Below are 14629 nucleotides of genomic sequence, written 5' to 3' on the forward strand. Positions count from 1 at the left end.
GCACTGAGGAGCCGCGATGCCCGCCCGAGTCGCCCGGCCGGACACCCCGATGACCCTGCCGGAACTGGAGGGCCGCCGCGCCAGCTACCGGGAGCGCGTCGGCGAGGCCCTGCGGGCTGCGATCATCGCCGGGCACCTGAGCCCCGGACGGGTCTACTCGGTCCCGGCGCTCGCCGAGCAGTTCGGCGTCTCGGCCACGCCCGTGCGCGAGGCGATGCTCGACCTGGTCAAGGAGGAGCTGCTGGAGCCGGTGCCCAACAAGGGGTTCCGGGTCACGACCGTCTCGGAGGAGCGGCTCGACGAGTACACGCGGCTGCGCGAGCTCATCGAGGTGCCCACGGTCGTGGCGCTGGCGTCGACGGCGGACCCGGTCGAGGTGGAGGCGCTGCGCCCGCTCGCGCAGGCGATCGTCGACGCGGCGGCCGAGGAGGACCTGCTCGCGTACGTCGAGGCGGACATGCGGTTCCATCTGGCGCTGCTGTCGCTGTCGGGCAACCGGACGCTGGTCGAGACGGTGCGGAACCTGCGGCTGCGCTCGCGCCTGTACGGGTTGACGGCGCTGCTGGAGCTCGGTGAGCTGGAGGAGTCCGCGGTCGAGCACCTCGAGATCGTCGAATGCCTGCTGGCTCGCGACCCCGAGGGCACGCGGAACGTCATGGAGCTGCACCTGAGCCACGTGCGGGGGAAGTGGGCGCAGCCCTGACCGGCCTGGCCGCGTCAGTGCCGGCGGAGCCGGTGCCGGCCGCGTGAGCGCCGGTCGTGTCGGGGCCGGTCGTGTCAGTGCCGTCGTGTCAGTGGTCGTCCCAGTGGCCGGCGTGGGCCGCGTGCCGGTGGCCGTCGTGGGCGTAGTCGGTGTGGTCGCCGTGGGCGACCGCGACGTGGCCGCAGTCCTGGCCGTGCTGGTGCTGGTGGCCGTCGTGGACGTGGTGGCCCTCGGGTTCGCATTCGTCGACGTGGTCGCCGTGGACGCGGTGCAGGCAGCCGTCGTGGGCGTAGTCGGTGTGGTCGCCGTGCGCGATCGCGACGTGGCCGCAGTCCTGGCCGTGCCGGTGCGCGTGCTCGGTGTGAACGGTGTGTGCGGCCATGTCGCCGCCCTCCTTAGTCCGACCTTGCGGGAGCCGTCGCCGCCGGCGCGGCTCACACCGCCACCGTAACGCCCGAAGCGCCTGATTTGAGGTCTATTCAGATTTGGTGGTGGACGTGGCAGGGCTCAGGCGTTCACGACGTGGTCGATGGCCTCGACGATCGAGCCGGCGGTGTGCGTGGGCCGGTAGTCGGCGCGGGCCCATTCGCGGCCGAGGTGGAGCCAGACGCTGGGGACGCCGAGGCGGTGGGCGCCGAGGATGTCGGCGTCGTCGCGGTCGCCGATCATCCAGGCGTCCTCGAGCGAGCCGTCGACCGCCGCCGCGGCGGCGTGGAAGATCGCGGGCTCGGGCTTGTCGGCGCCGACGGCCTCGCTGACGATCGCGGCGTCGACGTGCCGGTCGAGCCCGGCGTTGCGGATCTTGGCGGTCTGGTTCGCGACCGGGCCGTTGGTGACGATCACGACCCGGTGCCCGGCGGCGCGGGCGCGGTCGAGCGCGGCGGCGGTCTCGGGTGCGAGGCGGGCGTTGTCCTGGGAGCAGCGAAGGAGGGCCTGGATCAGGTCGCCCTCGCCGAGGCCGAGGTCGAGGCGGTCGAGGATCGCCTCGGCGACGACGGGCCGGGGCGTGTAGCCGCGGTCGTCGACGGCCATGATCCAGTCGGCGTGGCCGGCGGGGGCGCCGCGGTCGGCGAGGAGCGCGAGCAGGCCGGTGCGGAACCCGGCGTCGCGGTCGATGAGCGTGTTGTCGAGGTCGGTCATCAAGAGCGTCACGAACGCCAGGCTAGGCCCCGTCCTGCGCATCGGCGCGAGGCGGTGTCCGAGTCCGTTCGCCCGCAACGCATGTCGGCGGCTCGCGGGCTCGGCAGGGCCGCGGAGGCGGCCCGTCACCGCGTCGCGGGTCGGCGGGCGTCGCGGATGGCGACGGCGGCGTTGAGGAGGCCGATGTGGCTGAACGCCTGCGGGAAGTTCCCGAGCATCGCGCCGATCGCGGTGTCGATCTCCTCGGATAGGAGCCCGAGGTCGTTGGCGCATGAGGCGGCGAGTGCGAACGCGTCGGCGGCGCGGTCGGGGCGGCCGGTGAGCGCGAGCGCCTGGGCGAGCCAGAAGGTGCACATCACGAAGGAGCCTTCGACGCCTTCGAGGCCGTCGCTGCCGGCCTCGTAGCGGCGCACGAGGCCGCGCTCGTCCCGCAGCCGCCGGTCGATGGCGTCCACGGTGGACACGAGGCGGGGGTCGCCGTCGGGGAGGATCCCGGAGGCGGGCATGGCGAGGACGGCGGCGTCGAGGTCGTCGTCGCCGAAGGCCGCGCAGAACGCGCCGACGCGCGGGTTCCAGCCTTCGGTCTCGATCGCTTCGCGGATGCGGTCGCGCTCGGCCGCCCAGCGGCCGGCGCGGTCGGCGGCGTCGAGGCGGTGGGCGGACTTGACGGCGCGGTCGAGGGCGACCCAGCACATGAGTTTGGAGTAGACGTAGTGGCGCGGTGCGCCGCGGGACTCCCAGATGCCCTGGTCGGGCTGCTCCCACTGGTCGGCGGCGGCGTCGGCGATCCCGGAGAGGAAGCGCCGCGCCGGCTCGTCGAGCCCTCGGAGGTGGCCGCGCAGATGCCAGGCGGCGTCGAGGAGTTCGCCGTAGACGTCGAGCTGCGGCTGGAGCCAGGCGGCGTTGCCGACGCGGACGGGGCGCGAGCCGCGCCAGCCGGCGAGGTGGCCGAGTTCGCGTTCGGACAGGTCGTGCTCGCCGCCGATGCCGAACATGATCTGCAGCGGTTTCTGGGGCTGGTAGCGGGCGGCGGCGCGGGTCATGAACTCGAAGAACTCGACGGCTTCGCCGTGGCAGCCGGCGGCGGCCAGCGCCTGCACGGTGAAGCTGGCGTCGCGGACCCACGCGTAGCGGTAGTCCCAGTTGCGGCCGGCGCCGACGGCTTCGGGCAGGGAGGTGGTGGGGGCGGCGACGATCGCGCCGGTGGGCTGGAAGCGGAGGGCCTCGAGGACGAGGACTGACCGCTTGACGAGGTCGGGGGCGGGTCCGGTCCAGGGCGGGTGGGCGTCGTTCCAGTCCTGCCAGCCGCGGACGGTCTCGTCGAGGGCGGCCTGGATCTCGTCTGGCGTCCACGGTGGACGGGGTGGTTGGGCGAGGCCGGCGGTCTGGACGGCGAAGTGGAGGCGCTGCCCGGCGCGGAGGGCGATGCGGGTGGTGGCGCCGTCGTCGCCGAAGTCGAGGGGGACGGGGCAGGAGAGGACGAAGCGGGCGGGTCCGCCGGTGGCGAGGACGCCTCCGGGGACGGTGGTGAAGATGGGGTTGACGAGGCCGTACTCGGGGCGGGGTCGGAAGGCGAAGTCGAGGTCGAGTTCGCCTGCGGTGCATTCGAGGACGCGGACGGTGGCGAGTGGGGCTCGGGCGGCGAGGCGGATGCGTCCGGCGTCGGTGCCGGTGGCGGGACCGAGGGCGAGGGCGTCGGTGAGGGCGGCGGTGCCGGTGTCGGTGGTGAACTCGGTGCGGAGGGCGAAGGTGTCGCCGATGTAGGCGCGGGTGCTCCGGAAGGGGGCGGCGGGGCGGATAGACCAGTGGCCGGCGTCGGGGTCGAGGAGGCGGCCGAGGACGGCGGGGCTGTCGAAGCGGGGGCGGCAGAGCCAGTCGATGGAGCCGTCGGTGGAGACGAGGGCGGCGGAGTGGCGGTCGGAGAGCAGGGCGTAGTCCTCGATGGGGCGGCCGTTCGCTGGTCGAGGGTCCATGGTGCTCCTCCGTTCTGGGCGGAAGCGTATCCGTTCCGGCGAGGGGGCGGGAGGGGGACGACTTTCGACGGGCGGCCCTCCTTATTCGCGGGCCCCCGGTTCAACGACCGTTGCACGGGGGTGCGACGGTTCCGGCCGGTGACGAGCGCTCGTATTCACGGGTGGCCGGTGATGTGAGCTCGGACAAAGCATCGACCGAACCTCAGTGAATACAGCCGTGGACGCGGCCTCCGCCGCGGTCCCGGGCAGGCGCGACGTGCGGCGGTCCTGGAGGCGGAGACGTTGATCCTGAATGCGGACGCCGCGATCCCGCTCTTGTACGAACGGGTCATCCAAGGCGACGCAGCGACCGTGACCGGGTCTATTAAGGACCCGCGTGAGGGCGGGTCGAGGCCCCGAGACGCGGCTGGTCCAGCGGTGCGCACGATCCTGGCGAGGCTCGCGGCGCTCGCGGCGCTCGTGGTGCTGCCGGCGCTCGTCGAGCTGCCGCCGTGGCTGTCGCGCGAACGACCCCGCGCCGACGGTGCCGCGCGCCAAGTCCGCCGAGCAGGAGACCACGCTGGAGGCGCCGGCGGCGATCCCCGCCGGGCTCGGCCTCGACGCCGGGCCGCTCGGGCTGCCCACCCGGTCCCCGAACTGGCCGAGCGGCGTCCGCACGAGCTCTCAGGTGGGCAGTGCCGGTTTCGCGTGAACCTCGCGCGGGCGCTCGCCGGCGACCCGCGGCTGCTGGTGCTCGACGAGCCGACCGACCCTCGACGCACCGCTGCGGCAGGGGATCCTCGATCTCCGCATCGCGCTGCAGGAGCGGCTCGGCCCGGGCTAGCCGTTCATCTGCCACGACCTGGAGGCGGTGCGCGGCTTCGCGCACCGCGTCGCGGTCATGGAGGCGGGCCGGATCGTCCGATGCGGTTCGGTTGCGGAGGTCTCGGCCGATCTCGGTGCGAGGTGCTCGGCGGACCGTCAGAGGTCGGGCAGTCCGGCGGTGCCGGGCATCATGGCGGTCACCCGTTTCGTGGCCGGCGGGTCGAGCCGGACGACGATCTTCGACCGGTGGCCGGCGACCGCGGCGAGTGCCTCGGGCGTGGCGATGGTCACCGGGTCGCGCTCGGCGTGCTGCAGCTCGACCGCCTGCCGGGCGTCCTTGATGGTTCCCACGGTGGTGGGGGCGCCGATCTCGTCGATGATCTTGCGGTACAGGGCGGCGTCGTCGCCGGCGAGTTCGCCGGTGGGGACCATGACGGTGACGGGCGCGCCGGCGAAGGCCGCGTGGTAGAGGACGGGGAAGGCGGCGGCGACGGACCGGTCGCGGCGCGTCCGCAGTGTCGGGTTGAGGGTCTTGACGGCGCGGGCGGAGCGTCTGCGTCGGCGCCGTTCGAGCAGGGCGAACGCGATGGCGAGCTGCGTGTCTGTGGCCTGGACGCCGACCGCGCGTTCGATGGCGGCCGCGATGAGGGCCAGCGCCTGTGCTCGGGTGTCGGACACGCCGCCTCCTGGAGTTCGGGTCGTGTCCGTTGTACCGCCGCGGGGCCGGGACCGGTCCCGCGGCGGCGCGGCGGTTCAGGCCCGGCGGTAAGGGGCGGGGACGGGGACGTCGTCGCCGAGTTCGCGGGCGGCCTGGCGGGGCCAGTAGGGGTTGCGCAGGAGTTCGCGGCCGATGAAGACGGCGTCGGCTTCGCCGTCGGCGAGGATCTTCTCGGCCTGGCGGGGCTCGGTGATGAGGCCGACCGCGCCGGTGGGGAGGCCGGTCTCGCGGCGCACGCGCGCGGCGAAGGGGACCTGGTAGCCGGGCGCGGTGGGGATGTCGGCGCGGGTGACGGTGCCGCCGCTGGAGACGTCGAGCAGGTCGATGCCGTGCTCGCGCAGGATCGCGGCGAGGCGGACGGTCTCGTCGGCGGTCCAGCCCTCGGGTTCGATCCAGTCGGTGGCGGAGACGCGGAAGAAGACGGGGACCTGGTCGCCGGTGACGGCGCGGACGGCGTCGGTGATCTCGACGGCGAGGCGGGTGCGGTTCTCGAAGGAGCCGCCGTACCGGTCGTCGCGCCGGTTGGAGACCGGGGAGAGGAATTCGTGGAGGAGGTAGCCGTGGGCGCCGTGGATCTCGATGACCTCGTAGCCGGCGTCGAGGGCGCGGCGGGTCGCGGCGGCGAACGCGTCGACCACGCCTTGGATCTCGTCGATGGTGAGGGCGTGCGGGACGGGCCGGGATTCGCTGAAGGGGACGGCGCTGGGCGCCACGGGGATCCAGCCGCCTTCGCTCGGGTCGAGGGCGCGGCCGCCGTTGAACTCGAGGTCGGAGGTGGCCTTGCGGCCGGCGTGGGCGAGCTGGATACCCGGGACGGTGCCGTGGGCGCGCATGAGGGCGGTGAGTCGGCGGTGGCCTTCGAGCTGGGTGTCGTTCCAGATGCCGAGGTCGCCGATGCTGATGCGGCCTTCGGCGGTGACGGCGGTGGCCTCGGTGAGGATGAGGCCAGCGCCGCCGACGGCGCGGGAGCCGTAGTGCTGGACGTGCCAGTCGTTGGGGGCGCCGGTGCCGGGGCCGGTGGTGTCGGCGCTGTACTGGCACATCGGGGCCATCCAGGCGCGGTTGGGGAACTCGGTGCCGCGGATGGTGAGCGGCGAGAACAGGTTGCTGGTCACGTGCAGTCCTTCAGGAGTGTGCGTCTTCGAGGTGGGCGACTCGGCGGGGCCGCCGGGTCCCGGCGGCCCCAAGCGTACGTGTCAGCCGATGAGTTTCAGCAGTTCGTCGGCGGCGGTGTGGGACGACTGCGGGTTCTGGCCGGTGACGACGGTGCGGTCGACCTCGACGTGCGGGGTGAACGGCTCGCCCGCTTCGAAGCGGAGTCCGGCCTGCTCGAGGCGGGTCTGGAGCAGCCAGGGGGCCTTGTCGGCGAGGTCGCCGAGGCGTTCTTCGCGGTCGGTGAAGCCGGTGATGCGGTAGCCGGCGAAGGCGTTGGCGCCGTCGGGCCCCTGGGCGGGGAGGAGGGCGGCGAGGCCGTGGCAGACCAGGCCGAGGGGCTTGGCGGCGGTGAGCGCCTCGGTGAGGACGCGGCCGGCGTCGGCGTCGGCGGCGAGGTCCTCCATGGGGCCGTGGCCGCCGGGGACGTACACGGCGTCGTAGTCGGCGGTGTCGACGGAGGCGAGGTCGACCGGTGCGGCGAACTCGGGCGCGTTCGCGACGGCGTCGCGGTAGCGGGCGGCGTTCTCGGCGCCGCCGGCGGGGTCGTCGTGGAGGCTGACCGGGTCGACGGGCGGGACGACGCCGCCGGGCGTGGCGACGGTGACCTGGTGGCCGGCGTCCTTGAACGCCTCGAGCGGGACGACGGCCTCTTCGGCCCAGTAGCCGGTGGTGTGCTTGGCGCCGTCGTTGAGCGTCCACTCGTTCGCGCCGGTCATGATGAACAGGATCTTCGCCATGGTGTTGTTCCCCCTTGTGCTGTTACTTGTCGAAGCTCGCGAAGTAGCTCGCGGCCATGTCCTCGTCGCCGTGTCCTTGTTCGGAGGCGCGGCGGAAGCGTTCGGCGCCGGCTTCGGCGAGGTCGAGGCGGACGCCGTTCGCGCGGGCGGCCTCGACGATGAGCCGGGTGTCCTTCAGCGCGGTGTCGAGGCCGAAGCTGGTGCTGCCGGTGGTGCCGTCGAGGATGAGGGCGCCCTTGGCGTGGGCGTACCCGGCGTCGAGCGGTCCGCCCTTGATGAGGTCGAAGAACTGCCCCGGGTCGACGCCGAGGCCCTGGGCGAGGGCGAGGACTTCGCCGATGCCGTGGGTGAGGACGAGGACCCAGGCGTTGGCGACGAGTTTGAGGCGCGAGGCGCTGCCGTCGGCGCCGTCGGTTCCGGTCCAGAGGGTCTTGGCGCCGACGGCGTCGAAGACGGCGTTGGCGACGGGGTCGTCGCCGGGTCCGGCGGCGAGGACGGTGAGCTGCCCAGCTTCGGCGGGCGCGCGGGTGCCGAGGACAGGGGCGTCGAAGAACACGAGGCCGCGTTCGGCGGCGTAGGCCGCCAGGTCGGCGATGCCGTCGAGGCCGGCGGTGGTGGACTGGATCCAGCGGGTGCCGCGGGCGGGCGCGGCCTGGGCGATGACGTCTTTGACGGCGGGGCCGTCGAAGAGCATGGTGACGACGGCGTCGGCGCCTTCAGCGGCGTCGGCGGGGGTGTCGGCGATGCGGATGCCGTCGGCGGCGAGCGGTTCGGCCTTGTCGCGGCTGCGGTTCCATGCGGTGACGCGGTGGCCGGCGCGGGCGAGGTTGCGGGCCATCGCGGCCCCCATGATCCCGGTGCCGAGCACGGCCACGGCGAGCTGGTCGCTCATCGGTTCTCCTTCGGTTCGCAGCAACACTCCGACCACGATACTTGCAGACGCGGGCTATTGCAAGCAATGATTATCGTCGGTGCGCGTATGCCCCCGTACGCTAGGATAGGTGGATTCGTCCGAGCCCGAGGGAGGGACGCCGTGACCGCCGCCCCTGAGACCATGACCGCCCTGGCGCAGCACTGGTGCGCGCTGTCGGCACTGCACGAGCGCATCGCCGACCGCATCGGACGGCGGCTCGAAGCCGAGCACGGCCTGAGCGTGCGCGAGTTCTCGCTGCTCACCGTCCTGAGCCGGCAGTACGAAGGCAAGGCCGGCCACCTCCAGATGCGCGAGGTCGCCGAGGCGATCGTCCTCAGCCAGAGCGCCACCACCCGGCTCGTCACCCGGATGGAGGACCGCGGACTCCTGGCCCGCACCATCTGCAAGGACGACCGGCGCGGTATCTACACCAACGTCACCGAAGCGGGGCACCGGCTCCTGGCCGCCGCCCGGCCGACCCACGACGGCGCGCTGGCCGAGGCGCTCGACGAGGCGCGCGCGAACCCCGACTTCAAACCGCTGGTCGAGGCCCTGGAGCGCATCGGCGCCTGACCGTCAAACCATTGTGGACGAGCCGGCGGCCGGGGCCGCCGAGGCGTGCCGCAGGGCCGGGGTCGGACCGGGAGTAAAGCGTTGGGGCCCTTCACGGACGCCCAGATCCGGTCGGGCAGGTACTTGAACGCCTCGGCGATGTCGTCGGCGCCGGGCATCCCGATGAGCCAGCGCGTCACCGCCTCGGTCACGGGCCCGATGAGCAGGCAGCCGAGGATGCCGTCCGGGACGTCCACGATGCGCCCGGCGGCCGCGTGCGGCGCGACCCACGCGAGGATGCGGGCGAGCTGCGGCGCGGTCTCGGCCAGCAGCGCCTCGGTCGGGGTGATCAGGTGGGCCTGGTAGGGCATCGCGAGCAGGAAGTGGGCCTTGGAGCGGTGCTCGACGCACCAGGTGAGGTAGGCGGTGACGCAGGCCTGGACGCCGGTCTTGGCGGTGCGGCGGGGTTCGAGCGTCTCGACGAGCCGGTCGAGGAGCTCGGCGGACAGTCGCGAGTAGAGCGCCGCGGTGAGTCCGTTGAACGAGCCGAAGTGGTGGTAGAGGCTGCCGACGCTGACGCCGCTGGCCTTGATGACGCCGGTCATCGTGTAGCCCTCGGGGCCGGAGCGGTCGTAGAGGTCGAGGGCGGCGTCGAGCAGCCGCTCCACGGTCTCCCGTCCCCGCGCCTGCTTGGCCGCCATAACCGCACCCCCGTGATCACGTGCCGCAGGGCCACCACTGTATGCCGTGCCTCTAAAAGGGTCAATGGATGGTTCCGGACGGGTCGCGCCGCCGGTCAGGACTTCCAGAACTTGGCGCCGAGGCGGGCCAGGGATTCGCGCTGGGACCGGTTGAAGCGGCGCTCGTACTGGTGGGTGAGGCGGAGCCAGGGCGGTTCGGAGTCGATGCGGAAGACGTTGCCGATCCAGCGGACCGGCCGGCCCTCCTCGAGTTCCCAGAGCTGCACGATGCGGTCGCCGGGGGTGATCGTCATTCTGATGTGGAAGTCGAGGAACGCTATGTCCTCGGCACGGAGCCAGCCGACGGTCTCTGGGTCGGGGTACCCGCTCGGGAGCGAGGTCTCGGATCCGTTCATTCCGGGCCAGCCATTCCATGTATAGATGACAATCCGGTCTCCATCATCGCAGACCACGGTATGCACGCAAGTGCCGCACAGAGTGACACCGGGTCTGCAACGACCAGGATAGTAGGCGCATCCGACTTGCCCGTCCTCAGGTGGCGTTCGGGCCCGTCCTGTGCGTGACCGGCGACCGGCCGTCGCGCGCCCGCGACGGCCCGGTCAGGCGCGGGCCGGATACTGGGCGCATGAAGCTCAGTCGGGGTGTCTCGGTGTTCCTGCTCGCTTTCGGCGTGTGGTCGTGGTTCATCTGGATCACGTTCGTGCGCAACTTGTTCCGGGACGCGAGCGGCCTGGCGTTCGATGCCGCAGGCGATCCGACGGCGTATTTCTGGGTGCACCTCGCGCTCGCGGTGACGTCGTTCGGACTCGGGACGGCGGTCGGGGTGATCGGCCTGCGGGGGCTCCGGGCGAGCCGCCGTCCGGGCCGCGACGGGTCCTGAAAGGATCGTCGACCCGTTGGCGACTCGCCCGGGAGTCGGGAATCCGACCCGGGTGCTTTCACCCGTTCGAGCCTGAAAGCGCTTGATTCGGCGGGTGCACGGCCGCGGCGGTGCCCGCGGCCGTTCAGGCGTCTTCGAGTTCCCGCATGGCCTTGGACGCGGCCTCGATGTCGCGCTCGTCGTCGGTCTCGGCGAGGTGGTCGGTGAATCGGAGCAGCGCCCAGGCGCGGACGCGGTCGGCGTCGGCGCCGAGCCCCTCGGCGACGGCGCGGAGCAGCTCACCGCCGCTGTGTGGGCCGTAGAGCTGCTGCATGAACAGGAAGTAGCCGCCGTCGAAGGCGCGTTCGGCGAGGTAGGGCTTGGGGTCGATGACGAGCCACGGTTCGCGTTCGGCCGAGACGATGTTGCCCAGGTGGGTGTCGCGGTTGCCGATGCCGAGCTCGGGCGGGTCGGCGAGGGCGTCGCAGAGGGCGAGCGCGTCGCGGAGGCGGTCGTCGCCGACGCGCTCGATGAGCTCGGGCGTCGCGTCGGCGTACTCGGCGCGCCAGGCGTCGAGCATGCCCGTGGCCGCGGGCGGTTCGGGGTAGCCGGCCTCGGGTTCGTAAGGGCGCCAGAGCCGCCGGTACAGGCCGGTTGCGATGCCGATGCGGCGCCATGCGGCCGCGGGCGTCTTGTGGCCGAAGAACCGCGTCGACTTGAGCCGGTTGCCGGGGACGGCCCGCTCCAGCAGCATCGCCCCGGTCTCGGGGTCGTAGTCGTAGAGGTGGACGGCGCCGTCGCCGGCGTACTGGCGCAGGGCGGTCGGCTCGGCGCGGTTCTCCTCGTCGCGGTAGATCACCTTGAGGACGGCGGGAGTGCCGTCCTCGAGGAGCACCGGGACCACGTACGAGTGCGATCCGCCGCCGTAGGGCGGTCCGTCGATCCGGAACGCCCACGCGCGCTTGAGGCTCCAGACCGTCCTGGGGAGCTCGTCGAGCCAGGCCTGGCCGGCGCCTCCGTGCCAGTTGAGGACGTCGCGGCGGACAGAGGAAGGAACCACACCAAATCGCATCGGTACAGTATCGAGCACTCCGTTTCGGCGACGCAATCCGCATATGCGTTTGCGGCGGGCGATCAGACCACTGCGGACGGTGTCAGGACGCTGAGGCGAAGGCGGCCACGGCATCGGCCACCGGGACGTCGCCGCCGCGCAGCTCGAGGACCCTGCGGGAGACCGCGGGCGTGCGCAGGAGCTCGGCGAGGACGGCCGCCACGTCGGCGCGGGTGACGTCGCCGCGACCCGCGGGAGGTTCGGCGAGCAGGACCGTCCCGGTGGGCCCGTCGTTCGTGAGGGAGCCGGGGCGGACGATGACCCAGTCGAGGTCCCTGGCGCGCAGGTCGTCCTCGGCGGCGGTCTTGGCCTCGATGTAGGCGGTCCAGACCTCGCCGCGGGACGGGTCGGGCGCGGTCCCGGCGCCCATGCTGGAGACCTGGAGGAAGCGGCGGATGCCGGCCTGCTCGGCCGCGTCGGCGAGGAGCACGGAGGCGGCGCGGTCGACGGTGTCCTTGCGGGCGGCGCCGCTGCCGGGTCCGGCGCCCGCGGCGAACACCACCGCGTCGACGGCGGCTTCGGTCTCGGAGGCGAGGAGCCCCGCGAGGTGCTCGGCGTCGGCCTGCTCGAGGTCGATGACGATCGGGCGCCCGCCGATCGCGGCGATGTCCTCGGCGTGATCGGGATTGCGGATGAGCCCGGTGACGGAATGTCCTTCGGCGGCCAGGATCTCGGTCAGGAGCAGCGCGATCTGTCCGTGCCCTCCGGCGATGACGACATGCATACGGCCCACCATAGCCCGGTCGGCGCCGGTGCGGGGCGGTCCGCGGCGCAACGCGTTGGCTCGCACGACGATGCGCGGATGACTCGGATTTCCGAACGATTCACAGAGAACCGATCGGGGACCACGAGTTGCCCGGACTGATCCAGGTTGAGGGCGGCACCGCAATGGACACCGCTTGCCCGGGCGCGGGCGCTCCGGTAGCGTGAGCGGCTCCGTATGGCGAGTCGCAAAGGGGCACTGCATGGCGGTGGACGTCGAACGCACCATGGGCAACTACCGGGACGCCGGCAATCTCAAATCCCGCGTGAACATCTACCGGTACCGGAAACCGGACTTCGACCTCGAGGCGCTCGCGCTCGAACTCCTGCCCGACGACCTCCGATACGTCCTCGACGTCGGGGCGGGCTTCGGCCGGTACACGAAGCGCATCCGCGCCGAGCGGCCCGAAGCGGTGGTCGTCGCCCTCGACAAGTCCCCCGGGATGCTCGCCGAGGTCCCCGAACCCGCCATGGTCGCCGACGCCCAGTCGATCCCCTACCCGGACGGCAGCGTCGACGCGGTCCTCGCCATGCACATGCTCTACCACGTGCCCGACGTCGCGAAGGCGGTCGGCGAGTTCCGCCGCGTCCTCAGGCCCGGCGGCACCCTGGTCGTCTCGACCAACGCGCACACCGACATGGCCGAGCTGTACGACCTGTGGAACCGGGCCGTGGCCGCGGTGCCCGGGGCCGTCGGCTACACCGGCACCACGACCGTGGCGCACTTCGACTCCGCGAACGCGCCCGCATACCTGGAGGCGGCGTTCGACTCGGTGGAGGCGTACGAGCGCCGCGGTGTCGTCGCCGTGCCCGAGCCGGGGCCGCTCCTCGACTTCCTGCGGTCCGCCAGGTCGTTCTTCGCCTGCGGCGACAACGAGTTCGAGGACATCGTCCGCGCGGTCGAGCAGCTCCTGGCCGACCACTTCGCCCACCACGAGACCTTCGACTTCAACAAGGAATCGGTCTTCTACCGCTGCCGTTGACGGCGAGCCGGGTCGCAACCGGCGGAGTCACCGTGGGCCGCTTGCCCCGTCCCCGCCGATCCAGACATGCGGCGCGCCGATCGATCGACGGGTCGGCGCGGACCTCGTCGCCGGCCGGTCGCTGCGCCGCCGCGATGCGCCCTGCCACTCCCCCCGCGGCGCTGCCCGGCGCGGTCAGGAGGACGCCTCCAGGATCTGCCGGTAGCGGGTCAGCGACCGCAGATGGCGCGGCGCGGTCGCGACGGCGCCGACGAGGCGCCCCCGGTGGCGGTACTCGCCGAGCAGGCCGGGCTCGTCCCGCGCGCCCGTTTCGACGGCGGTGAACGCGAAGCGGCGGCCGGTGAAGCCCACCGAGTGGATCCGCCGGCCGTGGAGGTGGGACTGGAACGACGGCACCGGAGCCGGTCCCGCAGGCAGGCCGAGGAGGGCGCGCGCGGCGCGGACGCCCTGGGCGACGGCGCTCGAGTGGTGCTCGACGCGGACCGCTTCGCCGCCGAGCAGCGGCTGCGGCGCGCGGGCGACGTCCCCGGCGGCGGCGACCCCCGGGGCCGCGAGCCCGCTGTGGTCGAGGAGCACGCCGTCGTCGGCGGCGAGCCCCGAGCCGCGCAGCCAGTGCGTGTCCGGGCTCGCCCCGGTCGCGGCGACGACGAGGTCGGCCGCCACGGTGGTGCCGTCCGACAGCCGCACGGCGGCGGCCCCGTCCGCGTCGGCGATGCCGACGACCTCGGTGCGGGGCCGGTAGTCCACGCCGTGCGCGCGGTGGAGTCCGGCGGCCCAGCGGCCGACCGCCGGTCCCGCCGCGGCGAGCAGCGGCAGCGGCGAGCGGTCCACGAGTGTGACGGACCCGCCGGCCGCGGTGATCGCGGAGGCGAGTTCGCCGCCGAGGAACCCGGCGCCGACGACCAGGACGCGGCGGCCCTCGGCGAGGGCCGCCCGCAGCCCGGCGGCGTCGGCGAGGGTCCGGAGCGTGTGGACCCGCTCGTGTGCGAGTTCGGGCCGCAGACGACGGGCCGGGGCCCCGGTGGCGATCACCAGGCCGTCGTATGCGATCCGGTCGCCGTCGCCTGTGAGCACGGCCCGGCCCGGCGCATCGAGGCCGACCGCCGCCGTGCCGAGGCGCCATTCGGCGCCCAGGTCGTCCGGGAGCGGGAAGTGGACGGTCGGCGCGGCCGCCGCCAGCAGGTACTCCTTGGACAGGGGCGGGCGCCGGTAGGGGTGCTCGGGCTCCTCGCCGATCACGACCAGTCGGCCGTCCCAGCCCTGGCGCCGCAGTTCGGCGGCCGCGCTGAGCCCGGCGGTGCCCGCGCCGACGACCACGACCGTCCTCATCGGATTCCGAGGCGGATGGCCTGGACCGGGCAGGCGAGCGCGGCCCGCTGCACGGCGTCGTCGTGGGCCGGATCCGGGTCGGGGTCGTAGCGCAGTTCGTCGTCCTCGTCGATGGAGAAGACGTCGGGGGCGGCGAACACGCACTGGGCGTGGAGTTCGCACGTGTCCATGTCGACTTCGATGCTCATG

The 14629-nt window shown here is 73.1% G+C and carries 16 protein-coding genes and 2 pseudogenes; 5 read left to right on the forward strand and 13 right to left on the reverse strand.

Annotated elements, in window-relative coordinates; genetic code table 11:
* The first annotated feature begins 16 nt into the window (after positions 1–16).
* Positions 17–703, forward strand: a complete 687-nt coding sequence (locus GFD30_RS20915; RefSeq protein WP_153027118.1) for a GntR family transcriptional regulator — start codon at positions 17–19, stop codon at positions 701–703.
* 88 nt (positions 704–791) lie between these two features.
* On the opposite strand, the gene GFD30_RS20920 is transcribed toward GFD30_RS20915, so the two are convergent.
* The 3 genes from GFD30_RS20920 to GFD30_RS20930 form a co-directional block, all read right to left on the reverse strand.
* Positions 792–1085, reverse strand: a complete 294-nt coding sequence (locus GFD30_RS20920) for a hypothetical protein (RefSeq protein WP_153027119.1) — start codon at positions 1083–1085, stop codon at positions 792–794.
* 125 nt (positions 1086–1210) lie between these two features.
* Positions 1211–1855, reverse strand: a complete 645-nt coding sequence (locus tag GFD30_RS20925; protein ID WP_322633466.1) for an HAD family hydrolase — start codon at positions 1853–1855, stop codon at positions 1211–1213.
* A gap of 113 nt (positions 1856–1968) precedes the next feature.
* Positions 1969–3816 carry a glycoside hydrolase family 15 protein gene (locus GFD30_RS20930; protein ID WP_153027120.1) on the reverse strand — a complete coding sequence of 616 codons (1848 nt, stop codon included), beginning with the start codon at positions 3814–3816 and terminating at the stop codon, positions 1969–1971.
* 462 nt (positions 3817–4278) lie between these two features.
* Between GFD30_RS20930 and GFD30_RS27625 the strand changes: the two are divergent.
* Positions 4279–4506: pseudogene (locus tag GFD30_RS27625) on the forward strand (hypothetical protein); the annotation flags it as partial.
* A 270-nt stretch (positions 4507–4776) separates the two neighbouring features.
* Here the strand turns inward: GFD30_RS27625 and GFD30_RS20940 are convergent.
* The 4 genes from GFD30_RS20940 to GFD30_RS20955 all read right to left on the reverse strand — a co-directional run bounded on the left by GFD30_RS20940 (position 4777) and on the right by GFD30_RS20955 (position 8122).
* Positions 4777–5298, reverse strand: coding sequence for a hypothetical protein (locus tag GFD30_RS20940; protein WP_153027121.1), 522 nt, complete (start codon positions 5296–5298; stop codon positions 4777–4779).
* A gap of 75 nt (positions 5299–5373) precedes the next feature.
* On the reverse strand, positions 5374–6453 hold the full coding sequence (locus tag GFD30_RS20945) for an NADH:flavin oxidoreductase/NADH oxidase (RefSeq protein ID WP_322633467.1): 1080 nt from the start codon (positions 6451–6453) through the stop codon (positions 5374–5376).
* An 81-nt stretch (positions 6454–6534) separates the two neighbouring features.
* On the reverse strand, positions 6535–7230 hold the full coding sequence (locus GFD30_RS20950) for a type 1 glutamine amidotransferase domain-containing protein (protein ID WP_153027122.1): 696 nt from the start codon (positions 7228–7230) through the stop codon (positions 6535–6537).
* Positions 7231–7252: 22 nt separating this feature from the next.
* The gene (locus GFD30_RS20955) at positions 7253–8122 is read right to left on the reverse strand and encodes an NAD(P)-dependent oxidoreductase (RefSeq protein WP_153027123.1); all 870 of its coding nucleotides are present in this window, start codon (positions 8120–8122) and stop codon (positions 7253–7255) included.
* A 141-nt stretch (positions 8123–8263) separates the two neighbouring features.
* On the opposite strand from GFD30_RS20955, the gene GFD30_RS20960 reads away from it, so the two are divergent.
* Complete coding sequence (locus GFD30_RS20960) at positions 8264–8716, forward strand: MarR family winged helix-turn-helix transcriptional regulator (RefSeq protein WP_322633468.1); 453 nt, start codon at positions 8264–8266, stop codon at positions 8714–8716.
* Positions 8717–9237: 521 nt separating this feature from the next.
* Here the strand turns inward: GFD30_RS20960 and GFD30_RS27220 are convergent.
* A pseudogene (locus GFD30_RS27220) lies at positions 9238–9396 on the reverse strand (TetR/AcrR family transcriptional regulator); the annotation flags it as partial.
* A 95-nt stretch (positions 9397–9491) separates the two neighbouring features.
* Entirely contained in the window at positions 9492–9791 is a 300-nt protein-coding gene (locus GFD30_RS20970) for a hypothetical protein (protein ID WP_153027124.1), read from the reverse strand.
* A 230-nt stretch (positions 9792–10021) separates the two neighbouring features.
* Here GFD30_RS20970 and GFD30_RS27225 point away from each other — a divergent pair, with 230 nt between their 5' ends.
* Positions 10022–10276, forward strand: coding sequence for an SCO4848 family membrane protein (locus tag GFD30_RS27225; RefSeq protein ID WP_227996771.1), 255 nt, complete (start codon positions 10022–10024; stop codon positions 10274–10276).
* 124 nt (positions 10277–10400) lie between these two features.
* On the opposite strand, the gene GFD30_RS20980 is transcribed toward GFD30_RS27225, so the two are convergent.
* Both GFD30_RS20980 and GFD30_RS20985 read right to left on the reverse strand, forming a co-directional pair.
* A complete protein-coding gene (locus GFD30_RS20980; protein ID WP_194202046.1) occupies positions 10401–11315 on the reverse strand; it encodes an aminoglycoside phosphotransferase family protein in 915 nt (304 codons plus the stop codon).
* A gap of 94 nt (positions 11316–11409) precedes the next feature.
* Positions 11410–12090 carry an NAD(P)-binding oxidoreductase gene (locus tag GFD30_RS20985; RefSeq protein WP_153027126.1) on the reverse strand — a complete coding sequence of 227 codons (681 nt, stop codon included), beginning with the start codon at positions 12088–12090 and terminating at the stop codon, positions 11410–11412.
* Between the two features lie 241 nt (positions 12091–12331).
* Here GFD30_RS20985 and GFD30_RS20990 point away from each other — a divergent pair, with 241 nt between their 5' ends.
* Positions 12332–13111, forward strand: coding sequence for a class I SAM-dependent methyltransferase (locus GFD30_RS20990; protein WP_153027127.1), 780 nt, complete (start codon positions 12332–12334; stop codon positions 13109–13111).
* A 174-nt stretch (positions 13112–13285) separates the two neighbouring features.
* Here GFD30_RS20990 and GFD30_RS20995 read toward each other — a convergent pair whose 3' ends face one another.
* The gene (locus GFD30_RS20995; protein WP_153027128.1) at positions 13286–14440 is read right to left on the reverse strand and encodes an NAD(P)/FAD-dependent oxidoreductase; all 1155 of its coding nucleotides are present in this window, start codon (positions 14438–14440) and stop codon (positions 13286–13288) included.
* Positions 14437–14628: a ferredoxin gene (locus GFD30_RS21000; RefSeq protein WP_153027129.1), complete on the reverse strand. Its 192-nt coding sequence runs from the start codon at positions 14626–14628 to the stop codon at positions 14437–14439. Before GFD30_RS21000 ends, GFD30_RS20995 begins: the two co-directional genes overlap by 4 nt.
* Position 14629: the final 1 nt, after the last annotated feature.

Source organism: Glycomyces albidus (assembly GCF_009451885.1).
Lineage (GTDB): Bacteria > Actinomycetota > Actinomycetes > Mycobacteriales > Micromonosporaceae > Glycomyces > Glycomyces albidus.

What these genes read in the sequence shown, in the direction of transcription:
- GFD30_RS20915 (WP_153027118.1), top strand. Translation starts at nt 17, where the DNA reads ATGCCCGCCCGAGTCGCCCGGCCGGACACCCCGATGACCCTGCCGGAA.
- GFD30_RS20920 (WP_153027119.1), bottom strand. Translation starts at nt 1,085, where the DNA reads ATGGCCGCACACACCGTTCACACCGAGCACGCGCACCGGCACGGCCAG.
- GFD30_RS20930 (WP_153027120.1), bottom strand. Translation starts at nt 3,816, where the DNA reads ATGGACCCTCGACCAGCGAACGGCCGCCCCATCGAGGACTACGCCCTG.
- GFD30_RS20950 (WP_153027122.1), bottom strand. Translation starts at nt 7,230, where the DNA reads ATGGCGAAGATCCTGTTCATCATGACCGGCGCGAACGAGTGGACGCTC.
- GFD30_RS20955 (WP_153027123.1), bottom strand. Translation starts at nt 8,122, where the DNA reads ATGAGCGACCAGCTCGCCGTGGCCGTGCTCGGCACCGGGATCATGGGG.
- GFD30_RS20970 (WP_153027124.1), bottom strand. Translation starts at nt 9,791, where the DNA reads ATGAACGGATCCGAGACCTCGCTCCCGAGCGGGTACCCCGACCCAGAG.
- GFD30_RS27225 (WP_227996771.1), top strand. Translation starts at nt 10,022, where the DNA reads ATGAAGCTCAGTCGGGGTGTCTCGGTGTTCCTGCTCGCTTTCGGCGTG.
- GFD30_RS20985 (WP_153027126.1), bottom strand. Translation starts at nt 12,090, where the DNA reads ATGCATGTCGTCATCGCCGGAGGGCACGGACAGATCGCGCTGCTCCTG.
- GFD30_RS20990 (WP_153027127.1), top strand. Translation starts at nt 12,332, where the DNA reads ATGGCGGTGGACGTCGAACGCACCATGGGCAACTACCGGGACGCCGGC.
- GFD30_RS20995 (WP_153027128.1), bottom strand. Translation starts at nt 14,440, where the DNA reads ATGAGGACGGTCGTGGTCGTCGGCGCGGGCACCGCCGGGCTCAGCGCG.
- GFD30_RS21000 (WP_153027129.1), bottom strand. Translation starts at nt 14,628, where the DNA reads ATGAGCATCGAAGTCGACATGGACACGTGCGAACTCCACGCCCAGTGC.